Here is a 20,812-nt window from a genome sequence, read left to right as displayed (position 1 = left end):
GAGGCCTACGCGATCAGCTTCTCTTCGCCGCGTTCGACCTTGATGCGGCAAGAGGGCGTGATCTTGTTGTAGGCGCGGCGGAACGCTTCCTTGACGTGCTCTGCGTCCTCGACGTTGACGTAGGCGGTAAACAGTCGCTCGCCGGCCTGAACGCGGGCGGCGGTGCCGACAATCTTCCCGAAGGCGGCGCGCATCCCGTCGGAGACACGGTCGGCCCCGGCACCGGTCGCCTGCTTGTTCTCGCGCAGGACCTGGTGGGGGAACTTCCGGAGGGTCATCTTGTAGTCGCCCTCTTCGCCGAGCTCCTTGATCATGTGGCGGTTGGCCGACAGGCGGGAAGCCTCCAGCGAGCCGTGACGGAGCTGGACGGTCTCCTCGACGATGAGGCTGATCTGGACGGGGTAGTCGTCGGCGTCCTTCTGCTTGCGGCCCATCTTGTGCTGTGCGATCTTCGACCCGGGAATGCCTGTGATGTATTCGCGTCGGGTGTACGCGGGCTTGTCGATGTCCCGGTACATTGAGGCGGGTTTGTCCGACATAGGTACTCTTGGAGAATACGTCGCCGAGCGGCCCAATAAGGGCTTCGAACCCGCCCGGCGGCGTGCCGTGGTGTCCCATACGCCGGCCCCCGACCGCGAGCGGTGCCAAATTGACCGTTGCTGAGGTTGCTGGAGTCCCTGCTCTCGGTAGCGTCGGGAACATCGGTGTTGGACCGGTAACACCGCTGTCACCGCGCTCTTTTACCACTCGCGCGCGTACGACTGTTATCATGAATATGCTCGTCGACGGCGAGTGGCGGACTGACGCGTACGAAACGACAGACGAGGACGGGGCTTTCGACCGGCAGGACACCACCTTCCGAGACCGGGTCGAGGACGACCCCGACGCGCGGTTCCAGCCCGAGGCGGGCCGGTATCACCTGTACGCCTGCCGCGCCTGTCCGTGGGCCCACCGGATTCTGGTCGCCCGGAAACTGCTGGGACTCGAAGACGCCATCACCGTCGACTACGTCGACCCGTTCCGCGGTGAGGACGGCTGGCAGTTCACGCCCGACAAGGACGGCTGCACGCCGGATACGGTCAACGGATCGGACTACCTCCGCGAGGTCTACGTCGCGGCCGACCCCGACGCGACCTGCCGCGTGACGGTCCCGGTGCTCTGGGACAAACAGGAGGAGACAATCGTCAACAACGAGTCCGAGGAAATCCTCAGGATGCTCGACACTGAGTTCGACGACGTGGCCGACAACGACGTCGACCTCTACCCCGAAGGCTATCAGGACGAGGCCGACCGGATCATCGACGACATCTACGAGCCCATCAACAACGGCGTCTACCGCTGTGGCTTCGCGAACAGCCAGTCGGCCTACGACGAGGCCGTCGCGGAGCTGTTCGACGCCCTGGACCACTGGGACAGCGTGCTCGAAGACCAGCGCTTCCTCGCCGGCGACCGCCTGACCGAGGCGGACATCTGTATGTTCACGACGCTCGTGCGCTTCGACGAAGTGTACCACACCCACTTCATGTGCAACCACAAGCTCATCCGCGAGTACGACAACCTCTGGCCGTACCTCCGGGACCTCTACCAGCTCCCCGGCGTCGCCGAGACGGTGAACATGGACCACATCACGGAGCACTACTACACCACCCACCCCGACGTGAGCCCGAAGCGCATCGTCCCGATGGGGCCCGACCCCGATTTCGAGGCCGACCACGACCGCGACGAACTGCCGGGCGACCTCCCCGAAACGCTACTTCCGACGGCGTAACCGGGCCGTTTCGCGGCCGGATATCGAACGCTGAGTCGACGCTGTTCCTTTTATATACCCAGTTCTCACCTGTGTTCAATGAGTCGGGTAGACGGGCGAAGTCGGGCCGTGAGCCCAGTCATTGGCGTCGTTATCCTCGTCGGAATTGCTGCAATTCTCGCTGCCACCATCGGTGTGTTCGCGCTCGGCTTCAGCGAGCAGCGACCCACGCAGGCACCGCAGGTCGCTATCGTGGCCGACTACAGCGAGCGGACTACCGGCAATGGGGAGTATCTGAATCTCAGCTTCGAAAGCGGCGAAACCGTCTACCGGGACAACCTCACTGTCGTCGTCTCCGGTGCCAGGAGTTCCGACGGCAGCGACGTGACGCTTGACACCGACCCGATACAGGCACAGGCCTCGACGCGGATTACGTCGGGGACAGAAATCACGATCCATCGTGGACAGTTCTCCGGTATCACGACTGGGGAATCTCTGGATCTGAGCGACGCGACGCTTCGACTCGTCTGGGCTCCCGTGGACGAACCGGAGTCGGAAACGTACGTCATCTATCGCTGGCCGGACCCGAGCCAGCGCAACTGAACGGCTGTTTTGCCTCCGCTGTCGGACTGCTCTCTTCACTCGGCCAGCGAGAGCGTGACTTCGTCGGTTTCGTAGTCCTCGATGAACGACCCGGAGCCGCCCAGCGAGACAGTCCGGTCGCCGATATCGACGACTAGCGTGTGTTCGATGGGGTAGGAGTTGGTCTGTGGCTCGGCGACGCCCTGTTTCGTCTCGACGACGGTCCCCTCGATGGTGGTGGTGTCGTCGTCGGCCTGTACCGCTCGTACTTCTGCGGAGACGTGGATGTCGTGCCCGGCGCGCAGATGGAGCGTCGCCTGGAGGACGGCGTGGCGGAAGTCGTGGTAGGTGGCGGGGAGCGGGGCCGGGTCGGTGACGGTCTCCTCGGTGGCCATCAGCCAGTAGTTCCCGAGGAACGACCCCGACAGCACGGGGACGAGCTGTTGCTGGACGAAGGCGATAGCGCGCTGGTCGGAGTTGGTGCGTGTCACCATCTCCGCTGGGGAGACGAGGCCGAACTGGGCGTCGACGGTGAGCATAATCGGCATCGGCTGGTTCCAGGACCGGACCACGGAGGCCAGCCCGCGCACGTCGTCCGGCTCCAGGCCGTCGGCGCTGCTGACGACCAGCATCACGAGGACGCCGCGGTCGACGGCCGCGACCAGTTCCTCCGAGATCTCCGGGAGGTACTGCTGGGGAACCGACAGCATGATCTCCCGTTCCGCGTTTCTGATGTACTCCGTGAGCCGCTTGATGACTGTCACCCGGGACTTGATGACGTCGAACTGCTGTGGTTCCCGCGCACTCGCCGAGTATCGGGAATCGAGCGCCCCACTCATCTCTTCGAGCCGGTCGGTCAGGGCGTCGATGACTTCCTCGGGCGGCCGGGCGCGTATCGTCGTGGGCACGACGTGGTCGTTGACCTCGATGAACCCCCGGTCTTCGAGCGATTCACTGATGCTGTAGACGTACCGTTTTGAGACGCCGGTGTCGTCGGCGATTTCGCTGGCCGTGGCCTCGCCGCTGCCGAGAATCGACAGGTACGTGTCGACTTCCTTCTCCGACAGGCCCAGTTGCCCCAGCCTGTCCCTGAGAGTCGAATCGTCCATCTGTTCACATCTGGTACCGGCGGCGGATAACTGTGTTTCGGTGCTGTGTGGCCCGCCAACGCCCCCGAAGCCGCCCAATGGGCCGTATCGTCGACTGGCCCACACCGCGCTCACAAGAATGAAAAACTATTACACCATATTTTATATCCCCCGCAGTGGTGTCTCTCACCAATGACGCTCCGGACGGCACTTAACGACTTCAAGCGGACCCGGGACCGCCGCCACCAGTTCCCGGGCGAGTTCCGCTCTACGACGGGCACTTTCTCCGGACTCGACAGCCGGTTGGTGCACGTCGACAGCGATGGCTCGCTGCGGGACTACTCCTATCCGCTGTGTGGGCTCACGGGGATCGACCGCTCTCGGTTCGGCATCGACACGGGTTCGACGACGTGGTTCAGCGCCGACGCCGACCAGCGGTATCGCGGTGACGCCGGCGTCGTCGAGACCATCCACGACTGCGGCGACTGGGCCGTCGTCCAGACGGACTGCACTATCGAGCAGGCTCATGTCACCCGGTTCGAACTTCGCGGCGACGCCCCCGCCGACGTGTCGCTTCGGGCGTTCGTCGATTTCGCACCTGACGGGCGGGACGGCCGACAGAGCCTGCTGATGCACGGAAACACCGTCGAGGCCTACCATCGCTCCGAACACGACTTCGTCGGCGTCTCTACCGAACTCGACGCCGTTCAGGGCCAGATTCCCGAGCGGTTCCCCGAACTCGTCGACAGTGAGCCGGTCTCGTTCCCCCGAGCGACAGGGGAACGACGGTACGAGGACACGACGCTGACTGGTGGTGTCCTGCTGTCCGCGCCGTTCGTCGACGGGGGCGTCACGCTGACCACGCTGCTGACGGACACGAACGATATCGGCCGTGACGCGGCGCTGTCGACCATCGACCGGCTGGTGAGCGACCACTACACCTCGGAGACGCTACTCGAAGCGGGCCAGGCACAGCGGCGATGGAGCGTGCCCGCGGACACGCCGAACCGCGAGAGCGTCGTGGCCGACCTTCGCGTCCTCTCGCTGCTTTCGGCCGCGAACGGGGCCAGAATCGCCGCGCCGGACTTCGACCCGTACTACGTCACCTCCGGGGGGTACGGGTACACATGGTTCCGCGACGACGCCGAGATTTCGGCGTTCCTGCTCGAAGCTGACGGGACGTTCGACCTCGGACTACAGTCGTGGCACCGGCGCTCCGCCGCGTTCTACTGTCGCACCCAGCAACCGGACGGTAGCTGGCCCCACCGGGTCTGGCCCGGCGACGAGACGCTCGCGCCGGGCTGGGCGAACGCTCGGCTCGAGAGCGGTTCGGACGCGGACTACCAGGCCGACCAGACCGCGAGCGTCACCACCTTCCTCGCGACGTACCTTCGAACCGGCGAGCCGGCGAATCCGGAGTGCATCGAAGCCACGCTCGGGCGCGCCGTCGAGAGCATCGACGACACGCTGGCCGACGACGGCCTCCCCGTCGCCTGCCAGAACGCCTGGGAGAACATGCAGGGCCGGTTCACGCACACCGCTGCCACCTTCCTGCACGCCTACGCGGCCGTCGCCTGCGCACCCGTTTCAGCCGCACTGCGCGATCACGCCCGGTCCCAGGCCGAAATAGTGCTGTCCTCGCTGGATGCGCTGTGGACCGGTGACCGCTACGCCCTCCGCGAACACGAAGGAACCCTCGATGACCGACTGGACTCCGCGACGCTGGCCCTCCCTGCGGCCTGTCGCGTCGCCGCCGATGTTGTCGACCTGCCGACGGAAACCCGCGAGCAGCTCTGTACCCACGTCGAGACGACGCTCGACGGGCTGGAACGGGACACCGGCGACATCCGCGGGCTCATCCGCTTCGAGGGCGACGACTGGCGGCGCGGCTCGCAGGACCGCGAGAAAGTCTGGACCGTCTCGACGGCGTGGGGCGCAAACAGTGCCGCCCAGCTGGGTGCGCTCCTGCGTGACGCCGACGACAGCCGAGCGACGGCGGCCTACGGCCGCTCCCGGGACCTGCTGGACGAGATCCTTCCCGGCGGCTCGCTCGTCCAGTCCAGCGGCTACCTTCCCGAGCAACTGTTCGACGACGGGACGCCGGACTGTGGCACGCCGCTCGGCTGGCCCCACGCGCTCCGGCTGGCAACCGTCGCCCACCTCGCTGACGCCGGGGAGCTCACTGCCGAGCCGCTGAGCGCCCGCGAGTAAACTGCCGAGCCGCTGAGCGCCCGCGAGTGGTTTTTTACGGACCGCGCTGCTCGCGCACTCGCAAACGTAGCGGATGGCCGTAGGGACTCTATAACTGGTCGAAAACAGTGACTACGCCCGGACGTGGACACTGCCTATCCCTTACTGCGGTGCTGCGACGGGCGCGTCCTCGCCGGCTGTAACCGTCTCGCCGGTCCCCGGGTCGAACAGATGGACAGCGGATTCGTCGAACGACACCTGCACGCGGTCGCCGATGGCCGGCTCTACGTCGGTGCTCACCCTGGCGATGAAATCCGGCGCACCGTCGCCCTCGAACCCGGTTTTCGATTCGCCCAGATCGAGATAGAGGTAGTTGTCGCTACCGATGGGCTCGAGCACGTCGACTGTCGCCGGAACGGCGTTCTGGTCGCCGCCGTCGCTGACGGAGACGTGTTCCGGTCGGATACCCAGCACGTACGAACCGCCTTCGATGTCGCCGAAGGCACTGGCACGGCCGCCCGTGAGGTCGTAGGAGAAGTCGTCGTGAGCACCGGTGAGCCGGATGCCGCTGCCGAGTGGCTCCGCGGTCACGTCGAGGAAGTTCATCGAGGGCGAACCGACGAAGCCGCCGACGAACTGGTTCGTCGGGTTCTCGTACACCGTCTTCGGCCGACCGGCCTGCTGGAGCTCCCCGTCGTTGAGGATGACGATGCGGTCGCCCATCGTCATCGCTTCCTCCTGGTCGTGGGTGACGTAGACGGCTGTGATGCCGAGTTCCTCCTGCAGGCGCTGGATTTCCGTCCGCATCGTCGTCCGGAGCTTCGCGTCGAGGTTCGACAGCGGCTCGTCGAAGAGGAACACGTCCGGCTCCCGGACGATGGCGCGCCCGAGCGCGACCCGCTGTTTCTGCCCGCCGGAGAGCTGGTCCGGCGTGTCATCGAGCAAGTCCCCGATACCCATCATCTCCGCCGTCTCGGTGACTCGCTCCTCGCGCTCTTCCTTCGAGAGGTCGGTGCTCATCCGGAGGCCAAACGCCATGTTCTGTCGGATGGACTTGTGCGGGTACAGCGCGTAGTTCTGGAACACCATCGCCACGTCGCGCTTGCGGGCGTGGACGTCCGTCACGTCCTCGTCGCCGATACGGATACGACCGCTCGTCGGCCGTTCAAGCCCGGCAATCATCCGTAGCGTCGTCGATTTCCCACACCCCGACGGGCCGACCACCGTTACGAACTCTCCGTCGTCGATGGACAGGTCGACGTCGTCGACCGCCACGATGGAGCCACCGTCGAACTCCTTCCGGAGACCGTCTAGTTCGAGACTCGCCATTACACAGAGTCTCACACCCATCGCTAATAAGTTTGATGGGATTTTTCATAGAAGTTCTAGCAAAGTTCAGTCGGTCGTGAAACTGAGTGCCGTCAGTGACCGCTCGCCGGCGGTATCACGACGACATCTCCGACCTCGACCGCCCCGCCGCTATCGACCGGGTCGCCGCTGAGAAGGTCGGTGTCCCCGACTGGAGTGTCGAGCGAGACGGTCGCCGTGCCGTCGCCGAAGTGTAGCACGACCACGAGCCTTTCATCGCCGTCGGTGCGCTCGTACGCGACGACGCTGTCCGCATCGCCCGTTTCGACGGTGTGTGGAACCGGGCGTATCCCGGGCGAGCGCAGTGCGGCGTGGTCCGCTCGGAGGGCCGCCAGTCGCCGGTGGAAGTCGGTCAGCGCGTTGTCGCCGTCGTGCCAGCGCATCGTTCCGCGCTGCTGTTCGACGCCCCGTTCCTGGCCGGCGTATATCATGGGTGTTCCAGGCAGGGTGAACGTGGCCCCGACGGCCGCCCGCAGTGACGCGGCCCCGCACTCGTCGAGATAGCGGTCCTCGTCGTGGTTGTCGACGTATCGCATATGCGCCGTGCGGTCGGGGTAGCCGTGTTCGACCGTCGCGTCGAGCGCCTCAAACAGCGCCGACGCCGGTTCCTCGCCGGTCCCGATGTCCCGGAGCGTGTCGAACAGGTCCGTGTCGTAGTGGACGTCGAACTCGTTTTCGGCGAAGGCAGCGTCGCGCGGGACCGTCTCGTCGAGCAGCAGGAACTCGGGGTCGTCGGCTTTCACCCGCTCCCGGACTTCCTTCCAGAACCCGTGTGGCACGCCCCAGGCGACGTCACAGCGGAACCCATCGACCACGTCGCGCCACTCCTCGACCACGTCGAGCATCCAGCGCCGCACCGCGAGCGAGTCGTAGTTGAGGTTCGGGATTCGCGTCCAGTTGAAGTAGTAGCCCGGCGCGTCCTCGCCAGCCCAGTCGATATCGGAGACGTCCTGTGACGCCGGGATTCGCTCGTAGTGGTCGGCGTACTCGGGGACACCGGCCCGGTGGAGCTGGAAGGCCGGGTGGTCCCGCGAGCTGTGGTTGATGACCAGATCGAAGACGACCCGAATCCCCGCGTCGTGGAGCCGGTCGACCAGCGATTCGAACTCCTCGCGTGTTCCCAGGTCTGTGGCGGTGTCGAAGAAGTCAGTGATGTGGTAGCCGTGCCGGGTCGGACTCGCCTGGACGGGCGTGAGCCACACCACGTCGACGCCCAGCGACTCGATGTACGGGACCCGCTGCTCGATGGCCTCGAAGCTCGTGTCGACGGTTTCGCCGGCGAACGACCGGACGAATATCTCGTAGATGGTGGCGTCACCGGCCCAGTCCGGCGGGTCGGCGGGCCGTGACACGGTCACTGTGCCGTCTGCGGTCGCGTTTCCGGTTCCACTGTCGCGTTCCACGACCAGCGTGTCCGCGACGCTGTGGCGCTCAGCGACGGCGACGGCGTGAATCCGGGTCGTTTCGGGTAGGGCTTGGTGTGGTACCCGGAGTTCGTCGCTGCCGATGGTCACAGCCGACTCTTCCAGCGTGTCGCGGCCGTCGAGATAGAATTCGACCTCCGGCTCGCTCCCCGACGGGGCCGCGCGGGCGTCCGCGGAGACGACGAGGCCCCCGTCCTCCGTCTGACTGGTGAGTTCGACTCGTGGGCGTCCCGGTCCCTCGACAGTGACCTCGTCGGTCGCGGTCGATTCGAAGGAGCCGTCGAAACTGAAGATGGCGTGGTGGGTCCCCGGCGGGAGTTCTGTCTCGATGACCCACTCGTCGCCGTCGCGCTCGGCCCAGTGGGTGCCCATCGTGAAATCGTTGAACTTCCCGATGACGATGGCGCGGTCGGCGACGGCGAGGTCGTCGGTACCGCCGTCGCAGTCGAAGTCCGCCGCCGTGACGCTGAACCGGACCGTCTCGGTGATGCTTGGGAACGCCCGGACGACTTGCTCGTGTGTGCCGTCCGGTGCGGTTACCGCCGCTCGGTAGACGCCCGGCACGTCGGGTTCGAGGTGACAGACCGGGCCGTCGCCGAGCGCTGCCGTACTCGCCGCTGGCCGCTCGACTAACCGCCACTCGGCAGCCATGCCGGGGTCGGGCTGACGCGGGGCCAGTTCGACCGATTCGCCGACGGTGGCGAACCGTGGCGGGCCTGGATGGTGCATACGCCTACGGTACAGGGTCGGTACTGTGAGTGTTACGTTTCGCGCTGAATTTTAGAAAGAATATTACTTCGTTTGTTCTACCGCACCCAGTTTGCTGAAAACCGATACACGGAGAAGCGACTCCACGCCGATTCTCGAAATCTATCATCATTGTCTCCTTCTATTTCCGAATGATTTAAGTTATGAAGGACTATTTCATCCTATATCTATCCATGACAATGGAACGACGGACGGTGCTCAAACGGATCGGCGGTGTCGGGGCGGCTACGGCCTTGGCTGGCTGTAGTGTGCAAGAGCAGGGCAGTGGCGGCTCGGAGGGGGAAACGGCTTCCGGTGACGGCGATGGGTCAGGCGGCGGGAGTCAGCAGTCCGGCGGGACCGCGACGGCGTGGTACCAGCTTCAGGACTCGGAGATACCCGCACGCGAGGCCGCGATGGAGTCGTTCGCGAGCGAGACGGAGTTCGGCGTCGAGGGCTCGGACATCTCCAACATGGAAAAGAAGACCACGAGCGCGATTCCGGCCGGGCAGGGGCCGGAGATCTTCGAGTGGGCACACGACTGGGTGGGCGACTACTACCAGCGGGAGTTCGTCGTCGACCAGTCTGACGAACTCTCCGTGAGCCTCGACCAGTTCACGGACGCCGCCGCCTCCGCCGTCCAGTTCGACGACGCCGTCGTCGGCCTCCCGCACTCGGCGGAGACGGTGACGCTCATCTACAACGCGGACATCGTCGACGAAGCGCCCGAGACCATCGACGACATGGTGGCGGCGATGGAGGCGTACCACGACCCCGACAAGAGCCAGTACGGCCTCGCCGCGCCGTTCGACCCGTACTTCACGAGCGGCTGGATACAGGCCTTCGGCGGCTACTACTTCGACCCTGAGCAGGACCCGGCGCTCGGCCTGGATGCCGACGAAGCCATCGAAGGGCTCCAGTTCGCGCTCGACACCCTCCGTCCGTACATGCCCGACGACCCGAACTACGAACCGCAGGCCGCGACGTTCTCGGAGGGGAACGCTGCCTTCGCGGTCAACGGGCCGTGGTACCTGCCGACGCTGAACCAGAGCGACGTGAACTACGAGGTGGCGACGTTCCCTGCCATCGACGGCGGCGAGGTGACGCCGTACACCGGCATCTCGATGTGGTACTTCGCGGACGCGATGAGCGAGGGCGGGGCCGACGCCACGGCCGCCCGGAACTTCGTCGAGTGGTTCGCCACCAACGAAGACCACGCCACGCGACTCGCTCAGGAGCAGGGCGCGATTCCGGTGCTCGACAGTCTCGTCGGCAGCGACGAACTCCCCGACCACGTCCAGACGTACTCCCAGACCGTCAGCCAGGGGGTCCCGATGCCGACCGACCCGCGCATGAATAAGGTGTGGTCGCCACTGGAGAACGCGCTCATCGAGGCGTTCAACGGCGACGCGAGCGCCGAAGACGCACTGACGACCGCCGCCGAGGAAATCCGCAGCAACTGGGAGTGAGCACTGACCCATGAGCACGGTTTCACGAGCGGCGGACCGCATCGAGTCGGTCCCGTTTCTGACGCGGGACGACGCGTCGTTACTGCTAGTGCTCCCGGGGCTGTTCGTCTTCTCGGCGTTCATGCTGTTCCCGGTGCTGTACCTGCTGGGAATCTCGTTTACGAACGCAGATCCGGCGAACCTGTTCGCCGGCGAGGGCGTCGTCGCCGTGCTCACGTTCGGCGACGCGCTGTTCGTCGGGCTAGAGAACTACGCCGACGTGCTGACCGACGGGCAGTTCTGGAACTCTTTCGGCGTCACCTGGCTGTTCGTCGCTACGAGCGTCACGCTCAAGATCGGGGCGAGCCTGGCCATCGCGCTTATCGTGACCAGTGAACTCGTCCGCGGCAAGCGCGTCCTGCGCTCGCTCATCATCTTCCCGATGGGGCTGCCGCCGATCTTCACTATCACCGTGTGGCGTGGCATCTTCAGCTCCGCCGAATTCGGGCTGATGAACCAACTGCTGACCGCGTTCGGGGCGAGTTCGGTCGCGTGGCTCTCGGGCCGCTGGACCGCCTTCGTCGCGTACAACGTCACGGAGGCGTGGCTGGCGTACCCGTTCATGGTCATCATCACCGTCAGCGCGCTACAGGACGTGCCCGAGGAACTCCACGAGGCGGCCGTCGTCGACGGCGCGGGATTCCTCGCACGCTTCGCCCACATCACGCTGCCGTCGATTAAACGTCCCGTGCTGTTCGCGTCTATCCTGACCTCCGCGGCGTCGTTCCAGCAGTTCCTCATCCCGTTCGTGTTCAATAAGGGCGGCCCGGCACGGGCGAACGAACTCATCGTCGTCTACGGCTATCGTGAGGCGCTGTCGTTCCAGCAGTACGGCCGCGGTGCGGCCATCAGCATCATCGCGCTCGTGTTCATCGGCGCGTTCATGTGGCTCAACGTCAAGAAAGGCAAACTCGCCGACGGGGTGAACGACTAATGCTCCTCGGTGCAATCGCCAGAAAGCTCGGCAACGACATCAAGACGTTCGCGACGATGCCCGCGCGGACGGTCCGCAAGTGGTCCTACACCGTGCAGGCCGTCCGTCGGGGCGAACTGCCCGCGTCCGAAGTCCTGAAGGTCATTCTCTCGAGCATCGGTGCGACGCTGGTCGTGCTGGCACTGCTCTTCCCGATCTACTGGATTCTGATGGCGGCCCTCTCCGGCTCCGGAAGCTCGCTGTACACGTCCGAGAGCTTCTCGCTGTTTCCCACTGATCCGTCGGTCAAACCGTTCATCTGGGTTATCGGTGACCTCATCGTGCCGTCGTACTCGATCTCCGCCGCCATCCCGTTCACCGACCTTGCCTTCGTGTTCCAGACGCCGGGCATCGAGATCCTCGACGCCTCCGACTACGGCGTCGACCGCCCGTCGGAGTTCAAGCGCTTCCTCTGGAACAGCCTCATGGTGGCGATTCCGACTGTGCTGATCGCGATGTCGCTCATCATTCCGGCGGCCTATGCCCTCTCGCGGCGAGAGTTCCTCTTCCGCCGGAAGATTCTCTTCCTCTACGTCCTGATGACGCAGGTCGGTGGTGGCCTGGGGGTCGCCCTGCTCATCGGGATGTACGCGCTGTACGTCCAGTTCGGTATCAACGACAGCAAACTGGCGCTTGCGGTGTACTACGCGGCGACCGCCGTGCCGTTCAACACCTGGCTGCTGAAGACCTATATGGACGGCATCCCGGTCTCCTACGAGGAGGCTGCAGTCGTCGACGGCGCGCCGCCGTGGCGGGTCGTCACCGAGGTCATCATCCCGATGTCGACCGCCGGGCTGGCGACGGTGTTCATCTTCGTCTTCCTCACCGGGTGGACGGAGTTCGTCGTCGCACAGACCCTGCTGGGGACGGAGAACTACACGCTGCCGGTCGGCCTGTACGCAATGGTCGACGAGTACTCCATCCCGTGGGCGCGGTTCTCCGCGTTCGCGCTCACCTTCGCCTCGCCGATCATGCTGGCGTACCTGTTCGCCCAGCGCTACATCGAGGGCGGCCTCTCCTTCAGCGGGATGGAAGGCTAAGCTGGCGCGACGCCCGTCGTCATCCAGCACCCCTCGTAGGGCGCTTCGGTCTGCTTTTCGACCGTCCACTGGTAGCTCGTCGTCGTTCCGTTCCCATCGACGACCGTCACTGGCTGTGACGCGGTGTCGCCGTCGCGGTCCAGCGGTCCGTACCGCACGCCTGTCGCGTTCAGGAGCGGCTCGAACCCACTTTCGATAGTCCGGACGAAGTTCGAGTACGGTCCCGTCAGGTCCCGGTTCGACGGCGACGCGAACTGCCAGGTCGTGTTGATGCCCTCGTTCGTCGCCGGGTCGTTGTTCTGGAGCGCCAGCACCTGAATGTGGACGACCAGCGCCGGCGGCCGCTCGCAGTTCGGTCGCAGTTCGAGGACCCGCGGCTGTGTCACCGCCGATCTGTTGGTGTCGACGGAGACGTTGCCCCAGTAGCTCCCCTCGCCTGTCGTCTCGACTGCTCGCGTCTCGTCCGTCGGCACGTCGGCGGGCGTTATCGTCGCTTCCGACCCTGCCGAGTCGCCACCACCGAAAAACGCACCGCAGCCCGCCAGTGCGACGACCGCGGCAAGTGCGACGAGCGCCAGCGGCCGAACGGCTGTCATACCCCTGTATTGGGGTGACGCTCCTTCGATGTTCCGTCGCCGCGTCCGTGCGCTGTTTCGCTTGGCAGCGGTCGATGCCGTCAGCCGAGCCGTTCCTCGACCGCGTCGATGTCGCTCGGTTCGTTGACGTTGTGACACCACCCGTCGAGTTCGACCGCCTCGACGCGGTGGCCGGCGCTCAGTAACAGGTCGATTGCGTCGGGGAGTTCGTACTCGCCCCGCTCGGAAGGTCGCGTCAGCGCGCAGGCGTGGCCGACGGCCGGCTCGAACACGAAAAAGCCCCGCGTGACCATCGTCGACGGCGGGTCCGACGGCTTCTCGACGAGACCGGTCACCCGGTTCTCGTCGTCCGTCGTGACGACACCGGTCGTCTTGGCTTCGGCCCGCGACACGTCCTCGACGAGCAGCGTCGCGCTGGCGTCGGTCTCGCGGTGGCGCTCGATGGCCCCGTCGAGATTTGCCCGGCAAACGTTGTCGCCGTTCAGCACGACGAAGGTCCCGTCGACGGCCGAGCGGGCCTGTTCGAGCGCGTGGGCCAGTCCTAACTGTTCGTCCTGCCGGACGTACGCTATCGGGGTGTCCCGATACCGCTCACCGTAGCGAGCTACGATGTCATCGCCGCGGTAGCCGATGACGACGACCAGGCGGTCGACGCCGACTGACAGCAGCGTGTCGAAACAGTGTGTCAGCAGCGGCTTTCCGGCCACCTCGACCAGTCCCTTCGGCTTGTCCGCAGTGAGCGGTCGCATCCGCGTCCCTTCGCCGGCAGCGAGTACGACGCCGTCCATATCCGGCCCCACGCTTGCACCGGCTAAATGCCTGTGGGCGAGCGGGTTTTGTCCGTGGCCAGCCAACCTTGACGCATGGCTGAGGAGTGTGACACCTGCGGCCGGTCGGTCACCGTCGATGAGGCGGTCCGCCGGGAGACGTTCGGTGACCTCGACAACGACCGCTGGCAGACGCTGTGCTGTCCGGACTGCGGTGCGCGGCTCCGGACGATATTCGTCGGGCCGGACTCCTGACGGGGAAAGAGACAGGTAGCAGCAGTGTGTGGCTCTGACGCATGGAAGACGAAGCGTGGCGCTCGGTCGACATCATCCGGGACAACGACGGCGTACCGCACGTCCTCCAACAGAAGCTGCTGGTGTTCACAAGCGGTGTCTCCGAGGAATCCGCCGGCTACACGAAGCCGGCGATGGAACACCGGCTAGTGCCGCTCAAGGAACTCACGAAGTTCGGGCAGTCGTAACGAACAGCCGCCGGAACAGTCTGCGCCGCGGCCGATAGCTCGGGTGCTGGACCGGTTGGACAACGAACACCTCGGGATACACTTTTGCGCCTATCCGAACGAGTATCGATAATGGCGGAACCGCTGTACGTCGGTGTCGACCGGAGCGACGAGTCCTGGGTCGCTGTGGCGCTCACCGGCGACGGGTTCGACCACGCGTCGGTGTTCGACAGTATCGGCGAGTGCTGGTCAGCGTACGAGGAGCGCGCTCGGCTGATTCTGGTCGGAGTGCCGATTGGGCTCGTGGAATCCGGTGATCCGGACCGCCGGTGTGACGAACTCGCCCGGTCGGTGCTCGGCGAGCGGAGCGCGGCGGTTCGCACGCCGCCGGTACGAGAAGCGACCCGGAAACAGCGCTACTCGACGGCCAACCGCGTCCACAAGCGCAAGACCGGACAGAAACTCTCCGAGCGGGCGTTCGCACGCAGCGACAGCCTCGCCCGGGTCGACGAACTCCTGCAGGAACTGCCCGAGGCTGCCGCAGCCATCCGGGAATCCCACCCGGAGGTCTGTTTTCGAGCCTTCGGTGGCGAGCCGCTTAGCTACTCGAAGCGCACCGCCGGGGGATACGCCGAGCGGATGCGGGTTTTGGCCCACTACGACCGCGATGCCGCCCCGACGGTCCAGAAAGCCGCCGAAGCGACCGGCGGCGCGGCGGTAGCCGTTCACGATGTGCTGGACGCCGTCGCTCTCGCGTACACAGCACAGCCGGGCGACGGGGAGTTGTACACGCTGCCGCCCGAGCCGCCGCGAGATGCGGCGGGGCTGCCGATGGAGATCGTCTATCGGGCGGCGTCGCCACTGATCACGTCGTGACGTGTCTCGGCGAGCGCCGTCGCTCGTCGTGAGTTATGTGCATGCCAGCGACACTGCCGTGTACGCTACACCGCGACCGCTGACAAGTGATTATAGTGCTAGACTGTAGACAGAAGCCGTCTTACAGTCGCGTGAGGTTGGTCGCACGCGGACCCTTGTCCGCCTGCTCGATGTCGAACTCGACTTCCTGCCCCTCTTCGAGGTCAGGGCCGCCGACGTCTTCCATGTGGAAGAAGACGTCTTCGTCCGCATCGTCGGTTTCGATGAAGCCGTAACCACCAGTGTCGTTGAAGAAGTCGACAGTGCCTTCCGCCATTGTTAGAGCCGTGTGACGTTGTTGGCGCGCGGACCCTTGTCCGCCTGCTCGATGTCAAATTCGAGCTCCTGTCCTTCCTCGAGGTCCGGGCCGCCGATGTCTTCCATGTGGAAGAAGACGTCTTCGTCCGCGTCCTCAGTGTCGATGAAACCGTAACCGCCAGTGTCGTTGAAGAAATCAACCGTTCCTTTCGCCATTGCAACCAAAGAGATGCCAGCACCACGGATAACAGTGTCGGTACGATGCTCTGGTGGGAAACTGATCTATCCGGCCGCTGTCTGGCGATTATGGAGTGTGTAATACTGGCATGCCACATACGCAGTCGTCTCTCCAATCTAGCTGGAGACGCTCCGGTGTCACGTTCGGTCTTACCGTCTCACTAACCGAATGGAACCAGCCGGAACCCCAATCGTAACTATGCGCCGTGGCGCACGGGACCGTCTCGTCGATGACGGGCCGGGGATTCCCGACGACCGGCGTGACAGCGTTTTCGACCCGCGGGCGGGCGACACGCACGGTGGCGGACTCCATCTCGTCGAGACGCTCGTTACGAGCTTCGGCGGCGAGATCTATCTCGCCGACGCCGCCAGCAAACCCGACACGACCATCCCCGACACCGACTTCGACGGCGCGCACTTCGTCGTCGAACTCCCACGGGCATGACACCAGTCCGCACGACCGACGTTTCTTGATTGTGGGAGGCACAGTGAGGCGTATGTTCCCTCGCTTGCGCGCACAGGGCCCGACCGTACTCATCCCGCTCGCGTGGCTGCTCGTGGGGCTGGCTCATCTCGATGTGGTCACTGACCGAACGGTGCTGGTGTTTCACGTCGTCGCTGCCGTCCTCATTGCCGCTTTCGCCGCTCTCTCGTGGGACGAGATGGAGACGGGCGTCCTCCGGGTCTGGCGCGACATTCTGCTCGTCGGCCTCCTCCTGACCGTCGGCGGTATCGTCGGCTTACTCTACGCTCCGCTCCGGATCCCGTTCCTGACGACGACGATACTGGGATGGATGGTCGTTCCGGGCGTGGGCCTCTACTACACCGGGAAGCGCGTTCCAGCAGGCCAGCGGGCGTACACGGCCGGAGCAGTATTGAGCGTTCTCGGTGGGGCGGTCTACGCCGGCGCGCTGTTCCCGCCGGCGGAAACCGCGCTGCTCGCCGGCATCGGGCTTGCGCTGGTCGGCCAGACCGTCGGCATCGTTCAGGCGGTTCGCCAACCGGGCGAGACCGACTCAGGCTAAGGCAGCGTCGAGTTTCTCCACCGGATGGGGCGGTTCGCCGTCGCTTTCGTCCCAGTCGTCCAGTTGCGTGCGACAGGACGCACCGGGCGCGACGACGGTGTCGCCGCGGCTCTCTCCGATCTGGTCGAACAGGATCGAACCGATGGCCTTGCTCATCGAGAAGTGCTCGGCCTCGTAGCCGAAGGAGCCGGCCATGCCACAACAGCCCGAATCGAGCGGGTCGACATCGTAGCCGGCCCGCCGGAGGACGCCGACGGCGTGGTGGTCTTTCTTCGTCGCCTTCTGGTGGCAGTGGCCGTGGTAGGTCAGCGTCTCGCCCGGCGTGTCCCAGTCGGCCCCTTCGTCCAGCCGGAAGGTGTCGAGGTACTCACAGACGCCGTAGGCGTTGGCCGCGAGCGTCTCCACGTCCTCGCCAGAGAGCAGGTCCAGATAGTCCGACTGGAACATCACGGCGTCGCTCGGCTCGACCAGCACCACGTCCCAGCCCTCCTCGACTGCCGGGACGAGCGCGTCAACGTTGTCCCGCGCAGTGGCTCGTGACTGGTCGAGAAAGCCCTTCGAATGAGCCGGTCGCCCGCTGTCGGTCCGGTCGGCCAGTTGGACGTGGACGCCAGCGGCTTCGAGCACGCGGACGGCGGCCTTCCCGACCTCGGGGTGGCTGTAGTTCGTGTACGTGTCGGGGAACAGCAGGGCTTGCCGCTCGGCTTCGTCCGCCGGGACCTGCGAGCCGCGTTCGTCGAACCAGTCCTGCAGCGTCGTCCGCTGGAAGCTCGGGAGTGTGCGGTCCGTGGCGATACCGACCGTCTTCTCCAGAACGGTCCGAGCGCCCGGCACCTTCGTCGCGAGGTTCGAGAGCGGCGCGAAGGCACTGCCTAACCCCGCCAGCGAGTCGACGTTGGCGAACACCTTGTCCCGGAAGCTGGACCCGTGTTCCTGGTGGTACGCGTGGGTCACTTCGGCTTTGAGCTTCGCCATGTCGACCTCGCTCGGGCAGTCCTTCGCACACCCTTTGCAGCCGATACAGAGGTCGAGCACCTCGTGCATGAACTCCTCGTCCGTGGGGTCGTCCGGAAGGTCACCGCTCATCGCTTGCCGAAGCATGTTCGCGCGCCCGCGGGTCGTCGTCATCTCCTCCTCGGATGCGCGGTAGGTCGGGCACATCACGCCGCCGGTGGTCTCCTGCGGGCCGCGACAGCCGCCACAGCCGTGACAGAGTTCGACCATCCCCTGCATCCCGTTGTCGTTGTCCCACTCCAGTGCGGGGTCGAAGCCGGCGTCGAACTCGTACGCCGGGTCGAAGCGGAGGTTCTCGGTCATGTCGACCGTACGCGCCCGCTCCGGTTTTGTGCCGGACTCGACCTCGCCCGCGTCGACGCCGACGACCTGGCCGGGGTTGAGCAGCCAGTCGGGGTCGAACGCGGATTTGAGTTCCTGGAACGTCTCCCAGAGGTCCGCACCGTAGAGCTTCTCGTTCCACTGCGTGCGGGCGCGGCCGTCGCCGTGTTCGCCGGAGACGCTCCCGCCGTACTTGACGACGAGGTCGGTCACCGCGTCGGCGATGGACTCCATGGTTTCGACGCCCTCGACCGACTTGGTGTTGATGAGCGGCCGGATGTGGAGGACGCCGGGACCGGCGTGGGCGTAGAAGGAGGCGAAGGTGTCGTGTTCCTCAAGGATATCCTGGAAGTCAGCGACGTACTCCGGGAGGTTCTCGGGCGGGATGGCGGTGTCCTCGATGAACGAGCCGTGTTTCTCGTCGGTCGTCCGCGAGAGCAGGATGGGGAGGCCGGACTTGCGCATCTTCCAGAACTTCTCGCGTTTGGCCTCGTCGTGGGCCTCCATGGCGTCGAACGCCCGCACCGGCGCGTCGACGACGGTCCGGCCATCTGTTGGGTCCGCGACCGAGTCGATGCCGTTTGTCCGGTCCGCCAGCAGGTCAGCGACCTTCCGCCGGCCGCTCTCCGCGTCGTCGGCGTAGAACTCCACGATGAGCACCGTGCGGGTCCCCTCGGGCAACATGCCGACCACGTCCTCGAATTCGGCGGTGTCCCGGGCCAGGTCGATGAGCACGTCGTCAAGCACCTCGACGGCCGCCGGGTCGTGTTCGAGGATGTCCGAAACGTCTTCCATGGCCTCGATGAGCCCCTCGTAGGCGAGCAGGGCCATCGACTTGGTCTCGGGAATCGGCTCCAGCGACACCTCGGCCTCCGTGACGATAGCAAGCGTCCCCTCGCTGCCGGCCAGCAGCGAGGCGACGTTGACGGTCCCGTCCTGCGCGTCTTCCAGAACCCAGTCGAGATTGTACCCCGAGACGTTGCGCTTCAGGTCCGGGTAGTGGCTCGTGATTTCCTCGCCTTCCTCCGTGAGTATCCGCTCGATTTCGGCGTAAATCTGCCCTTCGAGGTCACCGTCGGGGGCCGCTCGGTCGCGCAACTCTTCGCGCGTGACCTCACAGAAGGTCGTGACGGTGCCGTCCGCGAGGACGACCTCGCACTCCTCGATGTAGGCGTCGGTCTTGCCGTACTGCAGGGAGTGGGCCCCGGTGGAGTTGTTGCCGATAGCGCCGCCGAGCACGCTCTTGTCGCCCCACGCGGGGTCCGGCGCGAACTTCAGCCCGTGGTCGGCCAGCGCCGCGTTCAGGTCGCCGAGCTTGATGCCCGGCTGGGCCCGCGCCCGCCGGTCGTCGGGTCGCGCTTCGACGAGGTCGTTCATGTATCGCGAGAAATCCAGCACGACGGCCTCGTTGACGGTCTGGCCGGCGAGACTCGTCCCGCCGCCCCGCGGAAGGACCGGAATCTCCCGCTGGGCGCAGTAGGACATGACCGCGGCCACGTCATCGGTCGACCGCGGATAGACGACGCCGATAGGCAGCACCTCGTAGAGGCTGGCGTCGGTCGCGTACAACTGTCGCGAGTACTCGTCGAACCGGACCTCGCCGTCGATCCGTGTCTTTAGGTCGTCGACGAGGCCCGACCGAGCGACGCGGTCGTTCTGGTAGTCGTAGTTCGATACCTCGTCGGCCGAAGGGTCTATCCGGGTGCCGGAATCGGTTGCCATAGTGTGTGTCGTGTCCAGTCGCCCGGCCACCGACGGACCGGGTACTCGGCGGTTTGCTCTGGCTGTTCTAGCTGTACGCCTGCCAAAACAGTTCCGCTACGGTAGCCCATGACGCACTTTTGACCCGGTCGAGCGTCTGCCCGGAGCACGCGCTTCTGTCTCCCTGTGATAGCACATGTTACGCAACTGTTAATATCAGTACTAGCCTATATAAGGTGATTATGACACACAGCAACGATCCGTTCGAGACGATGCTCCGACTCTTCGCACAGACGCGACGGTCGATGATGGACGACAGCCAGAGTCGCTGGACAGACGACAGTTTGGGCCGCCGGATGGGTGACGATTCGAGACACCGGATGGACGACAGTCCGGAACGCCGTACCGACCGACCGTCCACGGACGTACGCCGGAGCGGCCACCGCCGGCCCGGTATCGACACGAACCTCCACGTCGACGAGACTGACGACGGATACGCCGTGATGGTCGACCTCCCGGGCTTCGAGCGCGACGACCTCGTCGTCCGCTTCGAGGACGGCGTCCTCAGCATCCAGGGCGAGAGCACGGTCGCTGAAGAGACCAGCGACAGCGCTCGCCGCCACAGCCGACGGGTCGCCGAACGGGTCACTGTTCCCGAGCCGGTCGTGGACGACGACATCAACGCCACCTACCACAACGGCGTTCTCGAAATAACGCTGCCGCGCGCGGACGACGCCGACGACTCGAACCGGATCGAAATCGAATAGACTCGCTTTTCGGCTGTTGTCTGCCGACGTTACACGACTGTCCCAGTGAGAACGCCCTTAGAAACCTGCTATTCCGGTATTAG

At 65.3% G+C, this 20,812-nt stretch carries 21 protein-coding genes; 12 read left to right on the top strand and 9 right to left on the bottom strand.

Annotated features, from left to right (window positions below; translation table 11 throughout):
• Positions 1-5: 5 nt before the first annotated feature.
• Complete coding sequence (locus VI234_RS04695; protein WP_336329373.1) at positions 6-539, bottom strand: 50S ribosomal protein L16; 534 nt, start codon at positions 537-539, stop codon at positions 6-8.
• A gap of 230 nt (positions 540-769) precedes the next feature.
• Between VI234_RS04695 and VI234_RS04690 the strand changes: the two genes are divergently transcribed.
• Together VI234_RS04690 and VI234_RS04685 are read left to right on the top strand one after the other, a co-directional pair.
• Entirely contained in the window at positions 770-1,768 is a 999-nt protein-coding gene (locus VI234_RS04690; protein WP_008307618.1) for a glutathione S-transferase family protein, read from the top strand.
• 108 nt (positions 1,769-1,876) lie between these two features.
• A complete protein-coding gene (locus VI234_RS04685) occupies positions 1,877-2,350 on the top strand; it encodes a type IV pilin (protein ID WP_008307620.1) in 474 nt (157 codons plus the stop codon).
• A 35-nt stretch (positions 2,351-2,385) separates the two neighbouring features.
• Here VI234_RS04685 and VI234_RS04680 read toward each other — a convergent pair whose 3' ends face one another.
• Positions 2,386-3,438: a TrmB family transcriptional regulator gene (locus tag VI234_RS04680; protein ID WP_008307622.1), complete on the bottom strand. Its 1,053-nt coding sequence runs from the start codon at positions 3,436-3,438 to the stop codon at positions 2,386-2,388.
• Between the two features lie 171 nt (positions 3,439-3,609).
• On the opposite strand from VI234_RS04680, the gene VI234_RS04675 reads away from it, so the two are divergent.
• On the top strand, positions 3,610-5,628 hold the full coding sequence (locus tag VI234_RS04675; protein ID WP_336329372.1) for a glycoside hydrolase family 15 protein: 2,019 nt from the start codon (positions 3,610-3,612) through the stop codon (positions 5,626-5,628).
• 141 nt (positions 5,629-5,769) lie between these two features.
• Here the strand turns inward: VI234_RS04675 and VI234_RS04670 are convergent, their stop codons facing one another.
• Together VI234_RS04670 and VI234_RS04665 are read right to left on the bottom strand one after the other, a co-directional pair.
• Entirely contained in the window at positions 5,770-6,936 is a 1,167-nt protein-coding gene (locus tag VI234_RS04670) for an ABC transporter ATP-binding protein (protein ID WP_008307624.1), read from the bottom strand.
• Positions 6,937-7,028: 92 nt separating this feature from the next.
• Entirely contained in the window at positions 7,029-9,128 is a 2,100-nt protein-coding gene (locus VI234_RS04665; protein ID WP_336329371.1) for an alpha-amylase family glycosyl hydrolase, read from the bottom strand.
• Between the two features lie 212 nt (positions 9,129-9,340).
• Between VI234_RS04665 and VI234_RS04660 the strand changes: the two genes are divergently transcribed.
• Genes VI234_RS04660 through VI234_RS04650 form a run of 3 tightly spaced genes read left to right on the top strand, consistent with a single transcriptional unit; the run spans position 9,341 to position 12,667 of the window.
• Entirely contained in the window at positions 9,341-10,615 is a 1,275-nt protein-coding gene (locus VI234_RS04660; RefSeq protein ID WP_336329370.1) for an extracellular solute-binding protein, read from the top strand.
• A 10-nt stretch (positions 10,616-10,625) separates the two neighbouring features.
• On the top strand, positions 10,626-11,588 hold the full coding sequence (locus VI234_RS04655) for a carbohydrate ABC transporter permease (protein ID WP_336329369.1): 963 nt from the start codon (positions 10,626-10,628) through the stop codon (positions 11,586-11,588).
• Positions 11,588-12,667, top strand: a complete 1,080-nt coding sequence (locus VI234_RS04650; RefSeq protein WP_336329368.1) for a sugar ABC transporter permease — start codon at positions 11,588-11,590, stop codon at positions 12,665-12,667. The genes VI234_RS04655 and VI234_RS04650 overlap by 1 nt, the downstream gene beginning before the upstream one ends.
• On the opposite strand, the gene VI234_RS04645 is transcribed toward VI234_RS04650, so the two are convergent.
• Both VI234_RS04645 and VI234_RS04640 read right to left on the bottom strand, forming a co-directional pair.
• Positions 12,664-13,263, bottom strand: a complete 600-nt coding sequence (locus tag VI234_RS04645; protein WP_008307633.1) for a DUF4864 domain-containing protein — start codon at positions 13,261-13,263, stop codon at positions 12,664-12,666. The two genes, VI234_RS04650 and VI234_RS04645, sit on opposite strands and share 4 nt — an antisense overlap.
• A gap of 80 nt (positions 13,264-13,343) precedes the next feature.
• Positions 13,344-14,051, bottom strand: coding sequence for a nucleotidyltransferase family protein (locus VI234_RS04640; RefSeq protein WP_336329367.1), 708 nt, complete (start codon positions 14,049-14,051; stop codon positions 13,344-13,346).
• Between the two features lie 75 nt (positions 14,052-14,126).
• Between VI234_RS04640 and VI234_RS04635 the strand changes: the two genes are divergently transcribed.
• The 3 genes from VI234_RS04635 to VI234_RS04625 all read left to right on the top strand — a co-directional run bounded on the left by VI234_RS04635 (position 14,127) and on the right by VI234_RS04625 (position 15,367).
• Complete coding sequence (locus VI234_RS04635; protein ID WP_008307637.1) at positions 14,127-14,285, top strand: hypothetical protein; 159 nt, start codon at positions 14,127-14,129, stop codon at positions 14,283-14,285.
• Positions 14,286-14,326: 41 nt separating this feature from the next.
• Positions 14,327-14,512 carry a hypothetical protein gene (locus tag VI234_RS04630; protein WP_008307638.1) on the top strand — a complete coding sequence of 62 codons (186 nt, stop codon included), beginning with the start codon at positions 14,327-14,329 and terminating at the stop codon, positions 14,510-14,512.
• 111 nt (positions 14,513-14,623) lie between these two features.
• Positions 14,624-15,367, top strand: coding sequence for a DUF429 domain-containing protein (locus tag VI234_RS04625; RefSeq protein ID WP_008307640.1), 744 nt, complete (start codon positions 14,624-14,626; stop codon positions 15,365-15,367).
• Positions 15,368-15,488: 121 nt separating this feature from the next.
• Here VI234_RS04625 and VI234_RS04620 read toward each other — a convergent pair whose 3' ends face one another.
• The gene (locus VI234_RS04620) at positions 15,489-15,683 is read right to left on the bottom strand and encodes a cold-shock protein (protein WP_004515391.1); all 195 of its coding nucleotides are present in this window, start codon (positions 15,681-15,683) and stop codon (positions 15,489-15,491) included.
• Between the two features lie 2 nt (positions 15,684-15,685).
• Positions 15,686-15,880: a cold-shock protein gene (locus VI234_RS04615; protein ID WP_004515390.1), complete on the bottom strand. Its 195-nt coding sequence runs from the start codon at positions 15,878-15,880 to the stop codon at positions 15,686-15,688.
• Positions 15,881-16,100: 220 nt separating this feature from the next.
• On the opposite strand from VI234_RS04615, the gene VI234_RS04610 reads away from it, so the two are divergent.
• Both VI234_RS04610 and VI234_RS04605 read left to right on the top strand, forming a co-directional pair.
• Complete coding sequence (locus VI234_RS04610) at positions 16,101-16,346, top strand: ATP-binding protein (RefSeq protein ID WP_336329366.1); 246 nt, start codon at positions 16,101-16,103, stop codon at positions 16,344-16,346.
• A 52-nt stretch (positions 16,347-16,398) separates the two neighbouring features.
• The gene (locus VI234_RS04605) at positions 16,399-16,926 is read left to right on the top strand and encodes a hypothetical protein (RefSeq protein ID WP_008307647.1); all 528 of its coding nucleotides are present in this window, start codon (positions 16,399-16,401) and stop codon (positions 16,924-16,926) included.
• Here VI234_RS04605 and VI234_RS04600 read toward each other — a convergent pair.
• The gene (locus VI234_RS04600; RefSeq protein ID WP_336329365.1) at positions 16,918-19,983 is read right to left on the bottom strand and encodes an FAD-binding and (Fe-S)-binding domain-containing protein; all 3,066 of its coding nucleotides are present in this window, start codon (positions 19,981-19,983) and stop codon (positions 16,918-16,920) included. The genes VI234_RS04605 and VI234_RS04600 overlap by 9 nt on opposite strands.
• Before the next feature lie 221 nt (positions 19,984-20,204).
• On the opposite strand from VI234_RS04600, the gene VI234_RS04595 reads away from it, so the two are divergent.
• Complete coding sequence (locus tag VI234_RS04595) at positions 20,205-20,729, top strand: Hsp20/alpha crystallin family protein (protein ID WP_336329364.1); 525 nt, start codon at positions 20,205-20,207, stop codon at positions 20,727-20,729.
• The last annotated feature ends 83 nt before the right edge of the window (positions 20,730-20,812 follow it).

The sequence above is a fragment of the Haloarcula sp. CGMCC 1.2071 genome (assembly GCF_037078445.1).
GTDB lineage: Archaea > Halobacteriota > Halobacteria > Halobacteriales > Haloarculaceae > Haloarcula > Haloarcula amylolytica.
This window is presented reverse-complemented; position numbering and strand designations above follow the sequence as displayed.

Bases quoted from the DNA above. Each gene is read 5' to 3' on its own strand.
- VI234_RS04695 (WP_336329373.1), bottom strand. From the start codon at position 539: ATGTCGGACAAACCCGCCTCAATGTACCGGGACATCGACAAGCCCGCG.
- VI234_RS04690 (WP_008307618.1), top strand. From the start codon at position 770: ATGAATATGCTCGTCGACGGCGAGTGGCGGACTGACGCGTACGAAACG.
- VI234_RS04680 (WP_008307622.1), bottom strand. From the start codon at position 3,438: ATGGACGATTCGACTCTCAGGGACAGGCTGGGGCAACTGGGCCTGTCG.
- VI234_RS04675 (WP_336329372.1), top strand. From the start codon at position 3,610: ATGACGCTCCGGACGGCACTTAACGACTTCAAGCGGACCCGGGACCGC.
- VI234_RS04670 (WP_008307624.1), bottom strand. From the start codon at position 6,936: ATGGCGAGTCTCGAACTAGACGGTCTCCGGAAGGAGTTCGACGGTGGC.
- VI234_RS04665 (WP_336329371.1), bottom strand. From the start codon at position 9,128: ATGCACCATCCAGGCCCGCCACGGTTCGCCACCGTCGGCGAATCGGTC.
- VI234_RS04660 (WP_336329370.1), top strand. From the start codon at position 9,341: ATGACAATGGAACGACGGACGGTGCTCAAACGGATCGGCGGTGTCGGG.
- VI234_RS04655 (WP_336329369.1), top strand. From the start codon at position 10,626: ATGAGCACGGTTTCACGAGCGGCGGACCGCATCGAGTCGGTCCCGTTT.
- VI234_RS04650 (WP_336329368.1), top strand. From the start codon at position 11,588: ATGCTCCTCGGTGCAATCGCCAGAAAGCTCGGCAACGACATCAAGACG.
- VI234_RS04645 (WP_008307633.1), bottom strand. From the start codon at position 13,263: ATGACAGCCGTTCGGCCGCTGGCGCTCGTCGCACTTGCCGCGGTCGTC.
- VI234_RS04640 (WP_336329367.1), bottom strand. From the start codon at position 14,051: ATGGACGGCGTCGTACTCGCTGCCGGCGAAGGGACGCGGATGCGACCG.
- VI234_RS04635 (WP_008307637.1), top strand. From the start codon at position 14,127: ATGGCTGAGGAGTGTGACACCTGCGGCCGGTCGGTCACCGTCGATGAG.
- VI234_RS04630 (WP_008307638.1), top strand. From the start codon at position 14,327: ATGGAAGACGAAGCGTGGCGCTCGGTCGACATCATCCGGGACAACGAC.
- VI234_RS04625 (WP_008307640.1), top strand. From the start codon at position 14,624: ATGGCGGAACCGCTGTACGTCGGTGTCGACCGGAGCGACGAGTCCTGG.
- VI234_RS04620 (WP_004515391.1), bottom strand. From the start codon at position 15,683: ATGGCGGAAGGCACTGTCGACTTCTTCAACGACACTGGTGGTTACGGC.
- VI234_RS04615 (WP_004515390.1), bottom strand. From the start codon at position 15,880: ATGGCGAAAGGAACGGTTGATTTCTTCAACGACACTGGCGGTTACGGT.
- VI234_RS04610 (WP_336329366.1), top strand. From the start codon at position 16,101: ATGCGCCGTGGCGCACGGGACCGTCTCGTCGATGACGGGCCGGGGATT.
- VI234_RS04605 (WP_008307647.1), top strand. From the start codon at position 16,399: ATGTTCCCTCGCTTGCGCGCACAGGGCCCGACCGTACTCATCCCGCTC.
- VI234_RS04600 (WP_336329365.1), bottom strand. From the start codon at position 19,983: ATGGCAACCGATTCCGGCACCCGGATAGACCCTTCGGCCGACGAGGTA.
- VI234_RS04595 (WP_336329364.1), top strand. From the start codon at position 20,205: ATGACACACAGCAACGATCCGTTCGAGACGATGCTCCGACTCTTCGCA.